The sequence below is a fragment of the Methanobrevibacter sp. genome (assembly GCF_045539575.1).
GTDB lineage: Archaea > Methanobacteriota > Methanobacteria > Methanobacteriales > Methanobacteriaceae > Methanocatella.
On record NZ_JAZQFM010000003.1, the window covers coordinates 1 to 18,125 of the forward strand.

General features: G+C 34.7%; 20 protein-coding genes and 1 tRNA gene. 6 read left to right on the plus strand and 15 right to left on the minus strand.

Annotated elements, in window-relative coordinates; translation table 11 throughout:
- Nucleotides 1-23 precede the first annotated feature (23 nt).
- Entirely contained in the window at nt 24-284 is a 261-nt protein-coding gene (locus ACKI30_RS00230; protein ID WP_407408872.1) for a transcriptional regulator, read from the minus strand.
- Between the two features lie 119 nt (nt 285-403).
- Here ACKI30_RS00230 and mtxX point away from each other — a divergent pair, with 119 nt between their 5' ends.
- Genes mtxX through ACKI30_RS00245 form a run of 3 tightly spaced genes read left to right on the plus strand, consistent with a single transcriptional unit; the run spans nt 404 to nt 2,700 of the window.
- Nucleotides 404-1,117, plus strand: a complete 714-nt coding sequence (gene mtxX / locus ACKI30_RS00235) for a methanogenesis marker protein Mmp4/MtxX (RefSeq protein ID WP_407408874.1) — start codon at nt 404-406, stop codon at nt 1,115-1,117.
- A gap of 53 nt (nt 1,118-1,170) precedes the next feature.
- Nucleotides 1,171-1,935 carry a polyprenyl diphosphate synthase gene (gene uppS, locus ACKI30_RS00240; protein ID WP_407408876.1) on the plus strand — a complete coding sequence of 255 codons (765 nt, stop codon included), beginning with the start codon at nt 1,171-1,173 and terminating at the stop codon, nt 1,933-1,935.
- Between the two features lie 3 nt (nt 1,936-1,938).
- Nucleotides 1,939-2,700, plus strand: a complete 762-nt coding sequence (locus tag ACKI30_RS00245; RefSeq protein ID WP_407408878.1) for a TatD family hydrolase — start codon at nt 1,939-1,941, stop codon at nt 2,698-2,700.
- Here the strand turns inward: ACKI30_RS00245 and ACKI30_RS00250 are convergent.
- Genes ACKI30_RS00250 through ACKI30_RS00270 form a run of 5 tightly spaced genes read right to left on the minus strand, consistent with a single transcriptional unit; the run spans nt 2,697 to nt 4,655 of the window.
- Entirely contained in the window at nt 2,697-3,065 is a 369-nt protein-coding gene (locus ACKI30_RS00250; RefSeq protein ID WP_295160451.1) for a hypothetical protein, read from the minus strand. The two genes, ACKI30_RS00245 and ACKI30_RS00250, sit on opposite strands and share 4 nt — an antisense overlap.
- Complete coding sequence (locus ACKI30_RS00255) at nt 3,066-3,401, minus strand: hypothetical protein (protein ID WP_407408880.1); 336 nt, start codon at nt 3,399-3,401, stop codon at nt 3,066-3,068.
- Nucleotides 3,385-3,750 carry a carboxymuconolactone decarboxylase family protein gene (locus tag ACKI30_RS00260; RefSeq protein WP_330009800.1) on the minus strand — a complete coding sequence of 122 codons (366 nt, stop codon included), beginning with the start codon at nt 3,748-3,750 and terminating at the stop codon, nt 3,385-3,387. The genes ACKI30_RS00255 and ACKI30_RS00260 overlap by 17 nt, the downstream gene beginning before the upstream one ends.
- 15 nt (nt 3,751-3,765) lie before the next feature.
- Entirely contained in the window at nt 3,766-4,263 is a 498-nt protein-coding gene (locus ACKI30_RS00265; RefSeq protein ID WP_407408882.1) for a hypothetical protein, read from the minus strand.
- Nucleotides 4,260-4,655, minus strand: a complete 396-nt coding sequence (locus tag ACKI30_RS00270) for a hypothetical protein (protein ID WP_330009799.1) — start codon at nt 4,653-4,655, stop codon at nt 4,260-4,262. Before ACKI30_RS00270 ends, ACKI30_RS00265 begins: the two co-directional genes overlap by 4 nt.
- 97 nt (nt 4,656-4,752) lie before the next feature.
- Between ACKI30_RS00270 and cobM the strand changes: the two genes are divergently transcribed.
- Nucleotides 4,753-5,505: a precorrin-4 C(11)-methyltransferase gene (gene cobM / locus ACKI30_RS00275; protein ID WP_407408884.1), complete on the plus strand. Its 753-nt coding sequence runs from the start codon at nt 4,753-4,755 to the stop codon at nt 5,503-5,505.
- A gap of 804 nt (nt 5,506-6,309) precedes the next feature.
- A complete protein-coding gene (locus ACKI30_RS00280) occupies nt 6,310-10,383 on the plus strand; it encodes a Cna B-type domain-containing protein (RefSeq protein ID WP_407408886.1) in 4,074 nt (1,357 codons plus the stop codon).
- An 82-nt stretch (nt 10,384-10,465) separates the two neighbouring features.
- On the opposite strand, the gene ACKI30_RS00285 is transcribed toward ACKI30_RS00280, so the two are convergent.
- The 9 genes from ACKI30_RS00285 to hypA form a co-directional block, all read right to left on the minus strand.
- The gene (locus ACKI30_RS00285) at nt 10,466-11,008 is read right to left on the minus strand and encodes a zinc ribbon domain-containing protein (RefSeq protein WP_407408888.1); all 543 of its coding nucleotides are present in this window, start codon (nt 11,006-11,008) and stop codon (nt 10,466-10,468) included.
- Nucleotides 11,009-11,157: 149 nt separating this feature from the next.
- A complete protein-coding gene (locus tag ACKI30_RS00290) occupies nt 11,158-12,102 on the minus strand; it encodes a methionine synthase (protein ID WP_407408890.1) in 945 nt (314 codons plus the stop codon).
- Nucleotides 12,099-12,413: a DUF1894 domain-containing protein gene (locus ACKI30_RS00295; RefSeq protein WP_292603436.1), complete on the minus strand. Its 315-nt coding sequence runs from the start codon at nt 12,411-12,413 to the stop codon at nt 12,099-12,101. The genes ACKI30_RS00290 and ACKI30_RS00295 overlap by 4 nt, the downstream gene beginning before the upstream one ends.
- 1 nt (nt 12,414) lies before the next feature.
- The gene (locus tag ACKI30_RS00300; RefSeq protein WP_407408892.1) at nt 12,415-12,873 is read right to left on the minus strand and encodes a DUF1890 family protein; all 459 of its coding nucleotides are present in this window, start codon (nt 12,871-12,873) and stop codon (nt 12,415-12,417) included.
- Nucleotides 12,874-12,884: 11 nt separating this feature from the next.
- Complete coding sequence (locus tag ACKI30_RS00305; protein ID WP_407408894.1) at nt 12,885-13,967, minus strand: hypothetical protein; 1,083 nt, start codon at nt 13,965-13,967, stop codon at nt 12,885-12,887.
- A 32-nt stretch (nt 13,968-13,999) separates the two neighbouring features.
- Nucleotides 14,000-14,072, minus strand: a tRNA-Ala gene (locus tag ACKI30_RS00310).
- Nucleotides 14,073-14,123: 51 nt separating this feature from the next.
- Entirely contained in the window at nt 14,124-15,155 is a 1,032-nt protein-coding gene (locus ACKI30_RS00315) for a DUF354 domain-containing protein (RefSeq protein ID WP_407408896.1), read from the minus strand.
- A gap of 23 nt (nt 15,156-15,178) precedes the next feature.
- Nucleotides 15,179-15,832 carry a hydrogenase nickel incorporation protein HypB gene (gene hypB / locus ACKI30_RS00320; RefSeq protein WP_407408898.1) on the minus strand — a complete coding sequence of 218 codons (654 nt, stop codon included), beginning with the start codon at nt 15,830-15,832 and terminating at the stop codon, nt 15,179-15,181.
- Nucleotides 15,833-15,850: 18 nt separating this feature from the next.
- The gene (gene hypA / locus ACKI30_RS00325; protein WP_407408900.1) at nt 15,851-16,228 is read right to left on the minus strand and encodes a hydrogenase maturation nickel metallochaperone HypA; all 378 of its coding nucleotides are present in this window, start codon (nt 16,226-16,228) and stop codon (nt 15,851-15,853) included.
- 186 nt (nt 16,229-16,414) lie between these two features.
- Here hypA and ACKI30_RS00330 point away from each other — a divergent pair, with 186 nt between their 5' ends.
- Nucleotides 16,415-17,554 (plus strand): aldo/keto reductase, encoded by a 1,140-nt coding sequence (locus ACKI30_RS00330; protein WP_407408902.1) that lies wholly within the window; start codon nt 16,415-16,417, stop codon nt 17,552-17,554.
- Nucleotides 17,555-18,125 lie beyond the last annotated feature (571 nt).

Consider the following 18,125-nt stretch of genomic DNA (forward strand, 5'->3'; position numbering starts at 1 on the left):
AAGAAAATAAAAATTTATTAACATTATAAATATTTCAAAATTTCAAGACCTAAATCTGTATTCTTATACAATCTGCCTTTGCGAGCTTCTTCATTTAAGCAAACGACTAAATTATTCTCTTTTAAGTCTTTAAGTACGTTGGATACATGATTTGTCCTCAAACCGATATCCTCAGCAATTGCAGATGGGATTTTTATATCTTCACCAATACTTTTTAAAATACTGGTCCTATATTCAGAGGCCATGACATAACCGACCAACTGAAAAATCTCATCATTATTCATAATATTAATAACTCCCATTCACTATAAAAGAGTATGTATTGAATAAGCATTTATACCACCAAAATATCAACCTAAAAAAAATAAAATTTAATACATAGTACAGAAATATACATTAAATAATGAAAACAATAGCAATTGGAATAGGTAAAAATTGTAATATAATTCAAGCAATTAGTATATTTGAAAAAACATATGATGCAAATTTCATATTAATTGACAATGATGACGAACTAGTTAGTGCAATCCTTAACGATGATATAGATGCAGTAGTTCGAGGATCACTTCCTGCATCAGGAGTCATTAAAGAAGTCAAAAAACATTTTCCGGATATTTCAAGAGCTACTTTTGTTCATGGAGATGAACATGAATTCTTATTAACACCTGTGGGAATAGATGAAGGTTCAACAGTTGAAGAGAAGCTTAAAATAGCTGTAAACTGCGGAAACTTTCTAAGAAAGCTTTCCAAAGAACCAAAAATAGCTGTCCTTGCAGACGGCAGAAAGGGAGATTACGGAAGAAGCGAAAAGATCTCCAAATCTATAGATGACAGTGAAGCATTGACACAGTTAATTGAAGAAAATACCGATTTTGAAGTAAAGAATTATTATATTCTAATCGAACAAGCCTTAAAGGATGACTGCAATGTTTTGATTGCACCGGACGGAATTATAGGAAACATCATTTTCAGAACTCTTATTTTAGTAAATTCCTGGCCAAGCTGCGGTGCAATAACCTTCGGAATTAACGGAATATACATAGACACAAGCAGAGACCAAAGTGTTGAAGGTTACCTTAGAAGTTTGAAATTTGCATACAAATTAGCCAACCTTTAAAAACTTTAAATGACATAATTATTATTTACTATAAAACTTTTAAGGGATAAAAAATGGCAGAAAATATACTTTATAGAATATATGAATGGTATATCTCAAGAGATTTGGTTCCTGAGAAAATGCCAAAACATGTAGCCATAATCATGGATGGAAATAGAAGATATTCCAAACTCCAGGGAAACCTTGATGTTGTCAAAGGACATGAAATTGGAGTGGACACCTTGGAAAAGGTTCTTGATTGGAGTATCGAACTTGGTATCGAAATCATTACTGCCTATGCATTCTCAACAGAAAACTTCAACAGACCAAAACACGAGGTTGAAGGATTAATGAATCTATTCGTTATTAACTTCAAGAGACTGGTAACTCATGAAAAAATACACAAAAACGAAGTTAGGGTAAAAGTTGTGGGAAGAACCGAATTGCTTCCAGACAGCGTTAAAGAAGCCATTCACGAAGCAGAAGAAGCAACAAAACACTATAATAAAAGGTTCTTTAACTTAGCCATCGGATATGATGGACGTTTGGAAATCATAGATTCATTTAAAAAGATCATTAAAGAAGTGCAAGAGGGAAATATCTCAATAGATGATGTGGATGAAGAGCTTGTAAGCAAAAACCTCTATACCGCAGGGCTTGACGACCCTAATCTAATCATCAGAACAAGCGGTGAAGAGCGCTTAAGCGGATTTTTACTCTGGCAGTCATCATACTCAGAACTTTATTTCTGTGAAACATTATGGCCTGAACTTAGGAAAGTCGATTTTATAAGAGCGATAAGATCATATCAAGCAAGAGACAGGAGATTCGGAGCATAAATCATGATAGACACTCATTGCCATATTGATTTTGAAGATTTTGACAAGGACCGTGAAGAGGTAATTAAAAGAGCAAAAGACAAACTTGACTATGTCATCGCTTCAGGATACAGCATTGACAGCAATAGAGATGTCCTGAATCTTTCAAAAGAGTATGAAGGTTTCATTTATCCTACTTTTGGTTTTCACCCGGTAAGTTCCCAAAATTGTACTAACGAGGAACTTGAAGACGCACACAGATACCTGATTGAAAATCTGGATGATATCGTTGCAGTCGGAGAGGTGGGAATGGATTACTATTACGTTACAGATAAGACTTTACGTGAAAGGCAGCAGGAAATCTTTAGAAGCTTTTTGGATATCGCAAATGAGCATAAAGTCCCAATTGTAATGCATGTCAGGGACTGTGAAAAAAAAGCGGTAAATATCATCGAAGATTATGATGACATTCCATACTTTGTTTTCCATTGCTATGGGGGAAGCCTGAAGACTGCAAAAAGAATAATGAACAAGGACAACTGCTACATGAGCTTTTCAACAATGCTCTGCTACTCACAACATCATCAAAACCTAATTGAAAAGATTGACCTTGACTATGTTTTAACAGAAACTGACAGTCCGTATTTGGCTATGACAAAAGAAGAGAGAAACGAACCTGTCAATGTCGTTAAGGCAGTTCATAAAATAGCTGAAATTAAAGAGTTGGACGTTAATGTTGTTGATGAGATAACCACCAACAACGCCAGAAAAATTTTCAAAATCTAGTAATGCAATGTGTAATTCAAGTTAATTAACACATCATTATTTTCTTTTACTGCTTCTATTTCCAGTTCAAAATCAGTCAGATCCTGCATGACCAATTTTATTAAATCCCATTCCAAAATGGAATCATTCAAAAATATTGTAAACTGATTTCTGTCAATTTTAACCTGTTTTCTGCAGAACAATTTGAAAGCATAGAAATATAGCTCAAGCCTAAAGATTAAGTCTTCCTTATCCCCATTGCCGTTGATGAAAAAATCTTTCAGGTCTTCCTGCAGTATTTTACCTTCATCACCAGTGTCAGCCTTAAAAGTTTCCATTTCCTTTAAATCTTCCATCAATTGCTTTTTTTCTTCATCACTGTACATCTAATCATCCTCAAGTAAAAATTTTATTTTAAGTATATTATAATCATTTGCCATGAAACTCATCTCAAACTTATCAAAGACATCATCAAGCTGCCTTAGGCAACTGAATTTCAAATCATCCGGGATAACGTATAATATGAAAGCATCTTCAGTAATTTCAACGCCCAAATCTTCCAGAAGCGGAATTTTTAACTCACTTATGAATATGTATTTATATACAATCAGTTCGTAGTCATTCACTTCCTTGTTAGTCTTAATAATGTCGGCCAATTCCTCTTGAAGTTTTTGAGCAATCACGTCAAATGTTTCGCCAGTAATTTTAATCCCTCGCTTCAAATACCTCTTTTGCTGCAACAATTCCATTTATTGATTTTGGAAATCCGCAATAAGCGCTCATCTGCATAATAATTTCAACTATTTCAGTTTCGCTGTTACCTACATTCAGCGCTGCGTTAATGTGTTCTTTCAGCTGGGGAATTGTTCCCAAAACTGTCAGTGCTGCAACGGTACACAGTTCACGTGTTTTTAAATCGACTTCTTCCCTGGTGTAAATTTCAGAGTAGGGGAATTCCACTACAAATCTACCTAAATCGGGAGCAATATCTTCCAGATCCTTGAATATTTCTTCAACAGACCTTTGCTGGATGTCTTCTAAAACTTCTTTTCCTTTCTCATATCGTGACATAATTATATTATCTACCTAAACCCATTTAACATTAGCTGTTGTGAAAACATAATGCGGAGAGAAGACCGGATTGTACAACTTATTCGTTGACGAAGTTGAATTGAAACTGACTGCAATCGATTTTCTTAAATTATAATTAATCCTGTCTCCTATGGAGTCCAGCTCTTTTTTGGAAAAGTCCTTTGAGGAAGTTGCATAAACCTTAAACTGTATTCTCTTTTTATCAAAGTTTTTGTCAACGCCCATTTCCGAATATGAAACATTCACTATTTCAACCGAATGTGGAATCAGCAGCTCACTTTTTGATTTGGAATAGTCATTGTAGGTCTGTTTCGGATAAATTGCCCCTGATGATAATACGATTCCATCATTGACACCATTTCGTGCAGCGCTCATTGCAATGTTCAGTTCCTGCTGGGAATAAACAAAGGCAATGCCCATCATTACAATCAGTATCATCACCCCCATGAAAAACAGGTATTCGGCACTTACCTGAGCTTTATTTTCCTTCATTTTATCACCAGTTTTCCGTCATCAACTTTTGAAATCGTATATGAATGCCCGCTATGCATCTTATATTTAGAATCAATATTCGTCAGCAAAAGCAATGTTTCTCCTTTTTTATCATCATACTCTATCGTTAACTTGTCCTTTTCAACCGTTATTTCATAATATCCCACATTTGGCGGCAATGTTACTGATTTTGAATAACCTTCACCATTGGAATTCACCTGGCTTATGGTGTTTGCAACATCATCCAGAATCAGCCTATGTGAAAGACTGTCCTGCATATTCAAACTTGATTCAATAGCTGACTGTGAGAAAAACAACAGTGAAATAGCGATTATTAAAATAACAAATATTGAAAACAGATATTCTATTGAAATAAAGCCTTGATTATCCATATTTTTTAATTATTTTGAGAATTAATAAAGTTTACTCAAATTAAAAGTCAATTTTGATACCAAATTATTAAATAATATTTGAAATATAAACTTAATCATGAAAGGAAAAGTTATATTCATTGGTGCAGGTCCAGGTGACCCTGACTTAATTACTGTTAAAGGAAGAAATGTTATCGAAAAGGCAGATGTAATCATTTATGCAGGTTCCCTTGTTAATAAGGACGTTTTATCACCTGCAAAAGAAGACTGTGAAATTCACAACAGTGCATATTTGAATTTAGATGAAACTGATGCAATAATTACTGAAGCCGTAAATGACGGAAAATTGGTTGCCCGTGTGCACACTGGAGATCCTTCAATTTATGGAGCCATTGCTGAGCAGATTCGTGAGCTTAAAAAACACGACATAGAATATGAGATTATCCCGGGCGTAAGCTCATTATTCGGTACAGCAAGCGTATTGGAAGCGGAATTGACATTGCCTGAGATTTCACAAAGTGTAATCATCACACGTCCGGAAGGCAGAACTCCAAAACCACGTACAGAAAGCATTGCAAGCTTTTCAAAACACCATGCAACAATGTGTATCTTTTTGGGAATTGGCATGATCGACAAAGTGGTTGATGAATTGCTTGAAGGTTACGAGGAAACCACTCCAGTTGCAATTGTCAAAAAGGCAACTTGGCCAGACCAGCAAATAATTAGAGGAACCCTCGCAGATATTGCACAAAAAGTTAAAGATGCCAATATAACAAAGACTGCAATGATTGTGGTGGGAGATGTCCTAGACCCTGGCGACTTTAATGCATCCAAGTTATATGATAAAAACTTTAAACACGAATATCGTTAAAAAATAATAATTTACCATCACCACCAAACACCCCAAAAATCATGAAAGTGTTTTGAGGGAATTTTAATTTACTTATTTTAAAAAAAAACTTTGAATAATTCAATTATTTAGTTAACTTTATTGCTAATTGGTTACTTTCATTAACCAAATTGTTAATTTTTTAAACATTTTAGTTTAACAATACCCCTAATTTTTACAATTTTGTTTATATATAATTAAATTTATTACATATTTATTAAAAAACAAATCGTGAATTTATTGATTTTTATATATAATTTACACTCTTTTAACAATAGCACATATAATTATTATTTATCACAATTTTATAAATACATCAATAAATTATCAATAATTTATTAATTAATCCATTAAACAAGATTTCCAACTGTGAACTAAACTGTACTTTTTTTAGTGACAAATATTATACAATACTGTTTTTTTCGTGCTACTTATTTTTATAATCCTTAATTTAATATATGAGTGATATAATTCGTTAATATGCAATAATAAGCATATTTATGTAATTATATTAAAATTAAACCGATTTACGAATGATTTTAAACTAATTAGTTAATTAGTGAACTATAAAAAACATTCTAAAAAAATTGACATGATTTTCATCTGTGACAAACTCATGAAAAAACAATTTGGTGTTTAATTTCATCTTAAAAATGTCGAGTTGTGAATTATTTATAAATTTATGGATAATCCCGCTTCCCGTTCATTAAAATCAAACTATCACAAATTAGCTGTTAATCAAATCATTCGTAAAAAAAGATCAATCGAAAATATTGGTGAAAATTTATGAAAATGATTAATTCGAAAATAATGTTAATATCATTGATTCTAATTTTATTGTTTTCATTTCAGGCAGTAAGCGCATTGGATGATAATGATTTTAACCAAACAAATATTGCATCACCTATTCTAAAAGATGATGGAATTAAGGATTATTCATTTGAAGATAATGTCTTGAGAGCCAGTAGCGACAATAATCCGTTCAATGACGGATGCGATAATTCAGAACCTACTTGTGACTTAAATCAGAACAGCAACAAACCAATAGACTCGACTGCAGATAAACTGTCTGCAACTGATGATGAAGGATCTAGTGACGAAAATCAAAACGACAAAAGGTCAAACATCACTTTTGACCATAGAACCTCTATAGACTTTGTTTTCGAAGAAAATACTACTATATCTGATGAACTATACAAAGTAATTGGAGTATGGGATTTGCCGTACTATGAAAGTGCTATGAATCCCTGGCTGATGAATGACACAACATGGGTGTATTGTATTGACGGAAACTCAAGGGATCCTGATGGAGCAATGTATTTTCCAGGTTTTTACAAAAGAATAACATTAACTGACAATGACAAGTTCATAAATAGGATAACTGGAGAAGATGTTCTGCCGTATTTAACCACCTATATTTATCAAAATTTCAATAATAGCGATAAATATGGCAGAAGCAGTGCCGGAACTGTTCCCGTTCTGATTTATGTGTTCAATAGTTTTGTTCATAGTGATTATCGAGACCCCGAATCCCTGTACAATAGGAGACCTGCAGGCAGTCATGGGACAATATATGATGTTGTTAAAGAAGTTTTAGACACAGTTGACTCCGGTAACGGGGCCAACTGCAGTGGAGCATTTTACGGTTCCGATTTTCTGACATATCAGTTCTATTTGTATGTTCCAGTTTCCGAGTTAAATGATGATCTGTATCAAACAACATTGGGTTTCAACATATTTACAAAAATAAATGTCACTAAAGTCTGGGATGATGATGGTGATTTCAATAACTTGAGGCCTGAAAATATAGATGTACAGTTATACGGAAACGGCAAGGCCATTGGAGATGCAATTCAACTTTCAGACGAGAATAACTGGACATATACCTTTACAGACTTACCGGTTTATTACACATACAACGATGAGCTGGTATTATCTGAAAGTGATTATTCCGTCGCTTCCATTATGGAAGATGATGTTGACTTGACACTCAAAAAGATATGGAACGAAAGCTATACCGGAAATAAGCCGTCCGTTATAAGCTGCCGTTTATATGGAAATGACCAATACCTTGGACTTATAAGATTGTATTCCTATAGGAACTGGGAACAAACCATAAAAAACCTTCCTAAATATGACGAGGACGGAAATGAAATGGTTTATTCGATTGTGGATATAACCAACTATAGAAATTCCACACCTACAGGATATATCAGGCAAAACTTTTCTGATGTCTATCAGGTTAAGCACTTGCAGTATGAAATTACAAATGAAGACCTGAAAAACGAATCCAGATATGTCGAAGTATATAAAAACGGAAAATATGTCGATGTAAAACAGATATCCGATTCAAACAATTGGACTTTCACCATTTACAACCTGCCGGCAGATTTTCCTGAAAATGATTTGATAGTGCATTATGCGCCAACCGGCAATCATGTAAACATTATCAATTATACAATCAATGAAATAAATACTTCAGACGCATATATTCAGACAAAAGAAAGTTCAAGCGAGCTGATCAATCCGTTAATGCCCACACAGGACCAGGTAACCAACAAATATTGCAAATATTTGGATAATGATATCAACAGGTTGCTTAAAAATGTAACAATCACAAACAGATTAGAAGTAGTTTCCATATACGTCAATAAAGAATGGGACGATGATGATGACCATGATGGTTTTAGGCCCGATAAGGTGACAGTTCATTTAACAGCCGGCAATAAAACAATTGCCACTGTTAATTTAAGCGGTCCTAATTGGAATTTCACATTTAAAAATTTACCAAAGTACCACAATTGCGTTTTAATAACATATAATGTTATGGAGGATGCGGTTGACAATTATAATGTGAGTTATTCCAGCAGTTCCCCATATAACTTCAAAATCATCAACTCCCATGCCGTCGAATTTGTTTGTGTGAATGTCACTAAGAACTGGAATGATGATTTCAACCAGGACGGCATCAGGCCGGCTAATGTAACGATCATGTTATTTGCTGATGGTAAAAACATTAAAAATGCCACATTAAACGAATCTAACAACTGGAAAGTTATTTTCTCCGATTTAGATAAATTTAAAAATGGACATTTAATAAATTACGCCATCAAAGAATCTCCAACTGAAAATTACAATACCACCATTACAAACTGTGATAATGGCAACTGGATCGTTAACAATACACACATTCCGGCAATTAGTGACATCAATGTTACAAAAATTTGGCAAGACAACGATAACCAGGACGGTGTAAGGCCAGCAAACATAACAGTTATCCTGAAAGCAGATGGAAACATAATTGCAAACGCTACATTAAACTCTTCCAACAATTGGAATACAGTTTTCAAATACTTACCCGTATACAAAAATGGAAAACTAATCAAATATTCCATCCAGGAGCTGACTGTTAACAACTACACCTCCAAAATATCAAACAACACCCAGTATAACTGGACAATTAACAACATACATGTCCCGGCAGTTACTGATTTCAATGTTACAAAGATTTGGGAAGACAACGATAACCAGGATGGCGTAAGACCGGAAAACATTACAGTTATCCTGAAAGCGGACGGAAGCATAATTTCAAACACAACATTAAACTCCTCCAACAAATGGAGCATTTCCTTCAAGAATCTACCAGTATACAAAAAGGGAAAGCTAATCAGATATTCCATAGGAGAAATAAATGTTGCAGATTACACCCAGGAGATAACTAATGATACGGCATACGGCATCATTATATTTAATGCTCACATTCCCAAAGTAACTGAAGTCAACGTTGAAAAAATCTGGAGTGACAACGACAATCAGGACGGCATAAGACCCACCATTATAACTGTCGTCTTGCTTGCCAATGGTATAAAAATCAATGAGACAACTTTAAACGCTCTAAACAATTGGACCTCTTCATTCAATAATCTGCCAGTATACCAGTATGGTAAAAAAATAAAATATTCAATTGAAGAGTTAAGGGTTGACAACTATACCAGTATTATATCCAATGAAACTCCATATAAATGGACCATTAACAACACATACATTCCGAAAGTAACTGAAATCAACGTTGAAAAAATCTGGAACGACAACGACGACCAAGATAGAATAAGACCTGCTTATGTCCAAGTGGTACTGTTTGCTGATGGTATAAAAGTTGATGAGGCTAGTTTATCTGCCATTAATAATTGGAAATGCACGTTCAGCAATTTACCTGTTTATAATAGCGGCAAATCAATCAATTATACTGTCGGTGAAGTTGAAGTTTCAAATTATACTGTCGACATTGTAGGGAAAAACGGTAATTTCACAATTACAAACACTCATATGCACGTCTACACCCCTAAAATGAGTGTTCAAAAAATTTCCCTCTACAAAACAGTGAAAGTTGGTCAACAAGTGAGATTTGTCATTGTTGTTAAAAATACTGGGGATTGTGAGTTAACAGGAGTTTATGTGATTGATGATGATTACACCCAAGGAATTGTCATTGATCACATGATTCCTAATAGTGCCTGGACGTTCGATGGAAAAAGTAAATTTACTTACGGGAAAACTTTAGGCATAGGAGAGTCTTCAAACTTCACAGTTGTATTTAACACAACAAGTGTCGGATTGAAGTTCAATAAAGTGACAGCAGGAAATAATATTACAAACCAAACAGTGCACTGTACTAATTCCACTAATGTCACAAATGAAACAGGGCCAATGCCTCCAAAACCTATTCCACCGAGTCCGGAAGATCATAAAATTCCAAATGAAAAAATGATTCGAGCCAAACATGCAACAGGAAATCCTATATTTGTCTTACTGTTAGTTCTCTTTACATTATCAGTGAACATATCTAGAAGAAAAAAATAAAAATTTAGGGTTATGTGACTTTTCACATAACTTCTTTCTTTTTTAGTATTGCAAGAAACTTAGTTTCATATTAAATCAAATGCTAACTATCCTCTTCAATTACTTTAACATCACTAAATGCATCATAATCAGAAACATATATCATACATACCTTGTCTTTCATTCCAAAGACAAATGAATAGCTTTCCTCATCATATTTCTGATAATATCCGTCATAACCGAACATTTTGGTAGGAGACCCTCCAACTTGAGATGCCACTTCCTTAGAATTTATTCCGGAGCCGGGAGTTCGTGTTATTCCTATTTCAATATAGTTTTCATCATTGCTCCAGCCCATGGCTGAAGATTTTACGTTTCCGTCATAGCTAATGTCAGTTCTGGACGGGTCATTGACATATGAAGATGGAATTTCAAATTTAACGCCGTCCACGGTGACAGTCTGAGTCTGATTTCCAACTAAAAAAATTGACGCTGCAATGGCTATAATGACTATTGCAATAATTATTAAGATAGTGTATTTATTAATTAGCTTTTTTCTTGGTGCAGGATTTTTCTCACCGCAATTAGGGCAAAATTCACCTTTTTCCTTTAATTTAGCACCACATTTCCTACAATGTCCCGGCATAGTTACCACCAACATCCTAAAAAAGTTTTCAACAATAATACTTTGTTATAAAATTATATATAAATTTTGAAAAAAAACCTAAGTCTATCTAAAACAAAATGTAAAAAAAGAGAAGTGAATCAAAATTAAGACTCAGGATTCAGATTAATCTATGAGTATTTGTCTTTGATTTCATTCATCAATCTTAATTTTTCAAAAGCTACATCCTTTGGAGCCCTTCTCAGACCGCAATCAGGGTCCAATAACAGGTTGTCTTTGCCAACGATATCAATAGCTTTTGTAACGAGGTTTTCAATGTCTGCAATGTCATCAACTTCATTGACTGATGAATCGACACAGCCGAAACCTAACTTTTTATTGGCCAAAAGGGAAGCATTTTCTTCCAATACACCGAGATTAACATCATTTCCTGCAAATTCAAAGTCTAAAATATCCACATTGAATGTGGCAATATCCTTAAATACATCTGATAAAATTCCACAGACATGCATTCCCAACGGAACTTCCAGTCCATCCTTAATGATTCCGATGGCTTCACGGGCTGTTTTCATGTCAACCATACCTGTTGACAGGAACGGTTCATCCAACTGGATATAAGTGGGATTGACTTTCTTTGCAATTGCATCCGCTTCAACCTTAAGTGAATGTGCCAAATCAATAATTGCATCTTCCTTATTCTTATAAAAACCAGTTATTCTGGAAGAGTGAACAATAGTATTCGGACCGGTTATAATTCCCTTAATTCCTTTGCCTTCAGGAATATTGCCTCCATAATACTCCTTCATTACCTTTTTGGAATATTGCAAATCCTTAATTGAAATTTCTTGGGTAGGATTTCTTATCTTGCCGACAATGAAAGTATTTCCATCCTCAATTTTCATTCCAGGAATATAATTTGTAAAAATAGATACCATGTCACCTCTAACCTGACCATCGGAAATTATATCTACGCCGGCGTCAAGTTGAGCTATGACACTTGATTTAATAGCTTCTTTAAAAGGGTCATATGACCCCAAGGAATTTAAAAGTTTATCCTTAAAATTAGAGGGACAGCTTTCCTCAGCAGGAAAACTTCCAACAACAGTTGATTTCATTTTTTATTACCAGTGTCTAATTTTCTGATTTTTTCAACTTCTTCTTCATCAATAGGCAATTCCACGACAGAAGTACCGTGGCAAGGTTTTGTGTACGGCAGGAACACGGTTCCTTTTTCATGGTCAAAACCAATTGGTATTGGTGGAATTCCAATGACTCTAACACCTAAAACCTCATCTCCAGGTTTAATGTAAACCAAATCATCAGCTTTGAATCTGATAATCATTGCACAGTCTTTAAAGCCTGCTTTAGATGCATGAATCTCATAATTATCTGATTGTTGAAGATAAGTATCTAAACAGAATGACATTTTATTCAAACTCCTTAATTGCTTTGTCAAATTTAACTTTAATTGGTGAAGGATTATGGAATGCTCTAACGGCAGTGATAACAGCATTGCTTCCACTTTCTTCAATCATATTTACGAATTCAGCAACCTCATCAGCATCCCTTGAAAATACAAGAGCCAATGATTTGCATTGCAATATCTGTTCAAAGGTTACGAAAAATGATGCCGCCGCATCCTTGTGGACAAATCCAACTAATAAATCAAAATCGCCTTCTTTAATATCTCCTAAAGTTCTTTCCAAATCAACCAGATTAAGCTTATAGTAACCTTCAGGATCAGATATTTTAACTAGCTTAGCAGCTGCAGGGTTTGCAGCTATTGTTACATCATAACCTAATTTTGTTAATTTATTAAATACGTAAACTGCCATGGGAGTTTGAGACGGAGTCTCAGGACATCCCAGTAAAACTAAAGCTTTCATATAACTACCTCTTATGACCTTGACTTAAGCGATATGGCATTCGCTAAAATCAATGCTCCAATAAATAGGAATGTTAACAGTGCCATACCATTGATTGTTCTGTTAAATACAAACATACCAATGACCGCTTGAGCGGAGAACGCTGCAAGTGCGCCTGTTAATAACACTTCTCTTCCCAAGTATTTTTTATTATTTTTCTCTCTTTTTTCTCTGTAGATTGTCAATATTTTAAATCCTATGAGAATTGTTCCAAGTACAAATACCATCAATCCTACAAGACCTAAATATCCGAAGTCAAATCCATATCCGAAAATACCCGGAAGCATATAATCGATTGTATCTTTTTGGTTAACCAGTATACCGAAAAACATTGGGAACGGCAAACCAAAGAATAAAACTAATTGCATAGGCAGGGAAATGTACCCCTCAGCAAATGCGGTACCTTCAGCTCCCCAGTACGAAGCATCGGCGCTATGTCCTATCAGCTGTATATTGTTCAATACTGTCTTAATACTGGATAAAGAGTATTGTTCAATCCTACCTAACCTTAACATCGGGGAAAAGATTGTCATTCCTGAAACTCTTGCAATAGCTTCCAGTAATATGAACCCAACACCGGCAGCTCCCAAGAACATCAAAATTCTTCTACCTGTCAATATTGATTTTTCCCTGAAGGATTTGGATATTATTAAATAACCGAAGAACAATCCTAATAACCATAATAACAAGAAGGATCTGTGCATTAATCCACCGAATACTGTGATGCCTACAATGAACAATATTACAAAACGCCTTAAAGGCCTTATATCAACACCCGATTCCTTCATGACCTTCAGCGACGCTAATGCAGCCACTGCTCCTAAAAGCGCAATTGGTCCAAACGGGTGAGTAAATTCCGCCTGACTGGAAGATATTATCAAAAGAATAATATCTGCTCCAAAAATAACTGTGAAACCACCTATAATAAACAATGATAAGAAGGTGACTACACTTAATGATAGCGGAATTAAGTTAAGACAAAAGACTAATGTCACAAATAACATTAATCCCATTTCTACAATTAATTGTAAATGATTTTGAGCAATTAATAACATATTATAATCACAATTTTACTTTATTTAAAAAATGGACTGACCGGGATTTGAACCCGGGGCCTCCGCCATGCCAAGGCGACGATCTACCATCTGAGCTACCAGCCCAAAAAAAATAATTCAAATATCAAATTAATATTTGAAACTATTAGTATATAATTATTTACCATTTTTTGCCAAATCATATAAATTATCAATAATGACTTGGAACAAATCATCGGTTTTGATGTCGATAGGTTCATGAGGATTGACAATGAAATCCAATGCCTTGTTGATTACCTCATCGGTATCAATTGATCTGTACATTAAACCTTGATTAATGTAATATTGATCTACGGATAATGTTTCACCAGGATAACATGAAATAACAGGAGTTTGCAGTATTGCAGCTTCCCTGTTCATTGTTCCACCTGCACCAATGACCAGATCTGATTTTTTAATTATACTTGATGTGTCAACCGGAGGTTTCAGGATATGAACATTGTCGATTCCTTCAAAGATTTCTGCCTGTTCCTTGAAACGTGGAAGAACAAGAATGTTGGCCACATTCTTTAACTCGTCAACGATTGGAGACAGGACAGATTTTCTGCAGTCAGCATCAAGATATGATGCAAGAGAAGGTTCCGGTCTCATCAATATGGTTTTTTGATGTTTTAAATCTAAATCCAAATCATTGAATACATTATCATTATATTCAAAACTTTTAAAGTGCATTAATTCAGAGGTTCCATTATAGGATATGATTGTATTCGGATCAGCTCCGAATTTCATTAATTTCCACATGTCAATGATTTTAGGAGTAATGATTCTATCACATAACGGAAGTGTCAATTTATTAGCTGCAAGAGCATGTTCGTTGTCTAAAACGTACAAACTTGGGATTCCTAAACCGAATGAGATTCTAGGAAGCTCAATAGAATGCTTGCTAAGGGCGACATCCACCTTTTCATCATGTATAACATCAACAAGATTATAGACTCTTGATGTGCTTTCTCTTAATTTATCATATAGACTGACTCCATGCTTACCGACTGAAATGAAGTCAATGTCATACATTTCCATTAATTTATGGATATCTCCAAATTGTCTTGCTGTAACAATTACATCCTCACCTTCAGCTTCCAGATATTTGATAACATCCTTGAAGAACCTTACGTGAGGTGCATTTGAGATATCTATCCATACTTTCATGAAACCACCTTATTTAAGTAATTTTAATTATTTTTCTTTTCTTCAATAGCTTGAATGATTTCATCCAAACCGTTACCGTCTTTTAAATTAGAGGTAATGACTTTAACGTTAGGGTTTAATTTTTTAGCATCGGCCACCATCTTGTCAACATCTGCGCCGACAGCTTCTGCCAAATCAATTTTATTGATAACAATTACATCTGAAGTCTGGAAAATGATTGGGTGTTTTTCTACAGTGTCGTCTCCTTCAGTTACACTAACGACAACAATTCTCATGTGTGAACCTAATTCAAAGTCAACAGGACAAATCAGGTTACCTACATTTTCGATGATTACAACATCCAAATCTTCCAATGGCAAATCATGAAGACCATGACCTACTAAATGTGCATCAAGATGGCATTCTTTACCTGTGTTTAATCCTTCTACAGGAACATTATGTGATTTGATACGTTCCGCATCGAATTTGGAGATTACATCTCCTGCAAGAACACCAATTTTATAATCTGTATTATCAATAATTTCTTCAATCAGTGTTGTTTTACCGGATCCGATTGCTCCAACAAAATCAACGCAGAAAATTCCGTTATCTTCAAGATTTTTTAAGTTTTTATCAGCTAATTTCTTATTAGCGTCCATGATATTTTTTTCTATTTCAACATCAGCTATCATATGCATAGTTTTCACCCCACATAGTTAGTTATCATCAGGTTTTTCAATAACAATATTTTTAACGATAATATCTCTTCCATTGAGAACTTCAACAGCTAAACTATCACACTCAGGACATTTGACCATCGGAGCATAATGATCCTTGTCGTCAAGAATAGCATCTCCATGGAACCCGCAGTTAGAACATTTTACCTCTACAGGAATCTCATCAAATATGATTTCAGCATCTTCAACAATGGTATTCTCAACCAAAACGCCTAAAATAAATTTTAACTGTTCTGGATTGACCATCGCTAACCTACCAAGTTCAATAGTAACTTCATTAACTTCAGTAGCATTATTAGCCTCTGCAGTGTCTATAACCGCATTAATAATACCTTGAGCCATAGATAATTCATGCATTTTATTTCTCCTTTTTATAAATATTAATATTATAAATATGGTTTTATGCATTAATAAAAGTATTTAATATTTGTCAAATATTGAAGTAATACCTACCCATGAAAAAAAATGTTACACTGTTGCAATCGACAACAGTTAAATACTGTTTGAAATAAATATATCTTCAATATTATTTGGAGATACATTATGACTTACAAATCAAAATTCGGTTTCGGATGCATGAGGCTTCCGCTAACAGACGCAGATGACCCTACAAAAATCGACCAGGAACTATTCAACGAAATGGTTGACATTTATATGGAAAAAGGCTTTAACTACTTCGATACTTCTTATGCTTATCACAATGGAGTTAGTGAAGTGGCCATCAGAAAAGCCGTCGTTGAAAGATATCCCCGCGAATCTTTTCAAATATGTGACAAGATGCCGACATGGGCATTGACATCAGAGGAAGACAATGAAAAATTTGTCACCGAAATGCTTGAGAGATTAGGAATTGACTATTTCGACGTGTTTTTCGTCCACAACATTAACGTGCCATGGTTAAAACTTGCTGAAAAGCACAATACCTTTGAATACGTTAAAAAGATGAAAGAGAATGGAATCGCTAAAAAAATAGGTTTCAGTTTCCACGACAATGCAAAACTCCTGAAAGAGGTTTTGGACAAATACGGCGACATGATGGATGTCGTTCAGCTGGAACTCAATTATCTTGATTGGGAAGACCCTGCAATTGAAGCTCGGAAATGCTATGAAATATGTGTTGAACATGGCCTTGACGTTTATGTAATGGAACCTCTGAAAGGCGGAGTTATTGTAAATACAAACGACGAGATAAAATCAGAGTTTAAAAAGTTCAATCCAGACAAGTCAATTGCAAGCTTTGCGCTGAGATTCTGTGCATCCCTGGAACATGTGAAAATTGTCCTAAGCGGCATGAACAAGATGGAAGACCTGATTGACAACTGCGATACCTTTGAGAATTTTGAAGTTTTAAGTGATGAGGAAAATCAATTTTTAGAAAGAATGGCTTTAAAACTTAAAGAAACAGTTGCAGTTCCATGCAGCGAATGCGGATACTGTGTTAAAGCCTGCCCTGAAATGATTCCGATTCCAGAATATTTCAACCTGTATAACCTAAGTAAAATTCAGCCGGAATATAACAATTACAGATTATATTACGACAAATTAAGTGAAGAAAAAGTACCTGCTGAAGACTGTACATACTGCGGAACCTGTCTTGACCACTGTACACAGCAAATCGACATTCCTGAAGAATTAGAAAAAGTTTGTGAACACTTTGAAGCGGGCTTTACACCTTACGGATAGTTAAACTACCCTCATTTTTAATTCTTTAACCATTTCACCATTTTTATTTATTTTTGATGCCTTTCTGTAATATTCAACTGCTTTTGGAAATATTCCTGAATTGTAATATATCAATCCCATCAGGGCTAATGCATCGGCGTTTCTATCATCAAAGCTTAAAATCTTTTCCAGAATCTCTGAAGAGGTTTCCAAATCCCCCTGGTCATACAAATCATATGCCCCCTCATACATCACATCAATGTCATCGAGAGACTCGACTTCAACATTGACTTCCTCATGTTTTGGCTTTGAAGAAAGTAGCACATCCAATTCATTAGCTATTTCATTTGACCTATCCAAAGACAATGCCTTTTTAACAAAATACAGTGCAATGTCCTTCTGGTCCTGATTGTACAAAATCTGTGCCATCAATGCATTTGAGTTAACATGATTTTTATCAATGGATAAAATATTATTTAAAATATCTTTTGAGGCAGAATAGTCATCTTTATTAAATAGAGCTAAAGCCTCATCAAACTGCTCTTCAACGTCATCACCTTCTGTTTTATGAACTGTTGTTTCAACCATTTCC

Excerpts from the sequence above, each read along its gene's own strand:
- hypB (WP_407408898.1), bottom strand. The coding sequence starts at position 15,832 with ATGCATATGATAGCTGATGTTGAAATAGAAAAAAATATCATGGACGCT.
- cobM (WP_407408884.1), top strand. The coding sequence starts at position 4,753 with ATGAAAGGAAAAGTTATATTCATTGGTGCAGGTCCAGGTGACCCTGAC.
- mtxX (WP_407408874.1), top strand. The coding sequence starts at position 404 with ATGAAAACAATAGCAATTGGAATAGGTAAAAATTGTAATATAATTCAA.
- ACKI30_RS00270 (WP_330009799.1), bottom strand. The coding sequence starts at position 4,655 with ATGGATAATCAAGGCTTTATTTCAATAGAATATCTGTTTTCAATATTT.
- ACKI30_RS00280 (WP_407408886.1), top strand. The coding sequence starts at position 6,310 with ATGAAAATGATTAATTCGAAAATAATGTTAATATCATTGATTCTAATT.
- ACKI30_RS00290 (WP_407408890.1), bottom strand. The coding sequence starts at position 12,102 with ATGAAATCAACTGTTGTTGGAAGTTTTCCTGCTGAGGAAAGCTGTCCC.
- ACKI30_RS00305 (WP_407408894.1), bottom strand. The coding sequence starts at position 13,967 with ATGTTATTAATTGCTCAAAATCATTTACAATTAATTGTAGAAATGGGA.
- ACKI30_RS00260 (WP_330009800.1), bottom strand. The coding sequence starts at position 3,750 with ATGTCACGATATGAGAAAGGAAAAGAAGTTTTAGAAGACATCCAGCAA.
- uppS (WP_407408876.1), top strand. The coding sequence starts at position 1,171 with ATGGCAGAAAATATACTTTATAGAATATATGAATGGTATATCTCAAGA.
- ACKI30_RS00230 (WP_407408872.1), bottom strand. The coding sequence starts at position 284 with ATGAATAATGATGAGATTTTTCAGTTGGTCGGTTATGTCATGGCCTCT.
- ACKI30_RS00330 (WP_407408902.1), top strand. The coding sequence starts at position 16,415 with ATGACTTACAAATCAAAATTCGGTTTCGGATGCATGAGGCTTCCGCTA.
- ACKI30_RS00245 (WP_407408878.1), top strand. The coding sequence starts at position 1,939 with ATGATAGACACTCATTGCCATATTGATTTTGAAGATTTTGACAAGGAC.
- ACKI30_RS00315 (WP_407408896.1), bottom strand. The coding sequence starts at position 15,155 with ATGAAAGTATGGATAGATATCTCAAATGCACCTCACGTAAGGTTCTTC.
- ACKI30_RS00285 (WP_407408888.1), bottom strand. The coding sequence starts at position 11,008 with ATGCCGGGACATTGTAGGAAATGTGGTGCTAAATTAAAGGAAAAAGGT.
- ACKI30_RS00295 (WP_292603436.1), bottom strand. The coding sequence starts at position 12,413 with ATGTCATTCTGTTTAGATACTTATCTTCAACAATCAGATAATTATGAG.
- ACKI30_RS00265 (WP_407408882.1), bottom strand. The coding sequence starts at position 4,263 with ATGAAGGAAAATAAAGCTCAGGTAAGTGCCGAATACCTGTTTTTCATG.
- ACKI30_RS00300 (WP_407408892.1), bottom strand. The coding sequence starts at position 12,873 with ATGAAAGCTTTAGTTTTACTGGGATGTCCTGAGACTCCGTCTCAAACT.
- ACKI30_RS00250 (WP_295160451.1), bottom strand. The coding sequence starts at position 3,065 with ATGTACAGTGATGAAGAAAAAAAGCAATTGATGGAAGATTTAAAGGAA.
- hypA (WP_407408900.1), bottom strand. The coding sequence starts at position 16,228 with ATGCATGAATTATCTATGGCTCAAGGTATTATTAATGCGGTTATAGAC.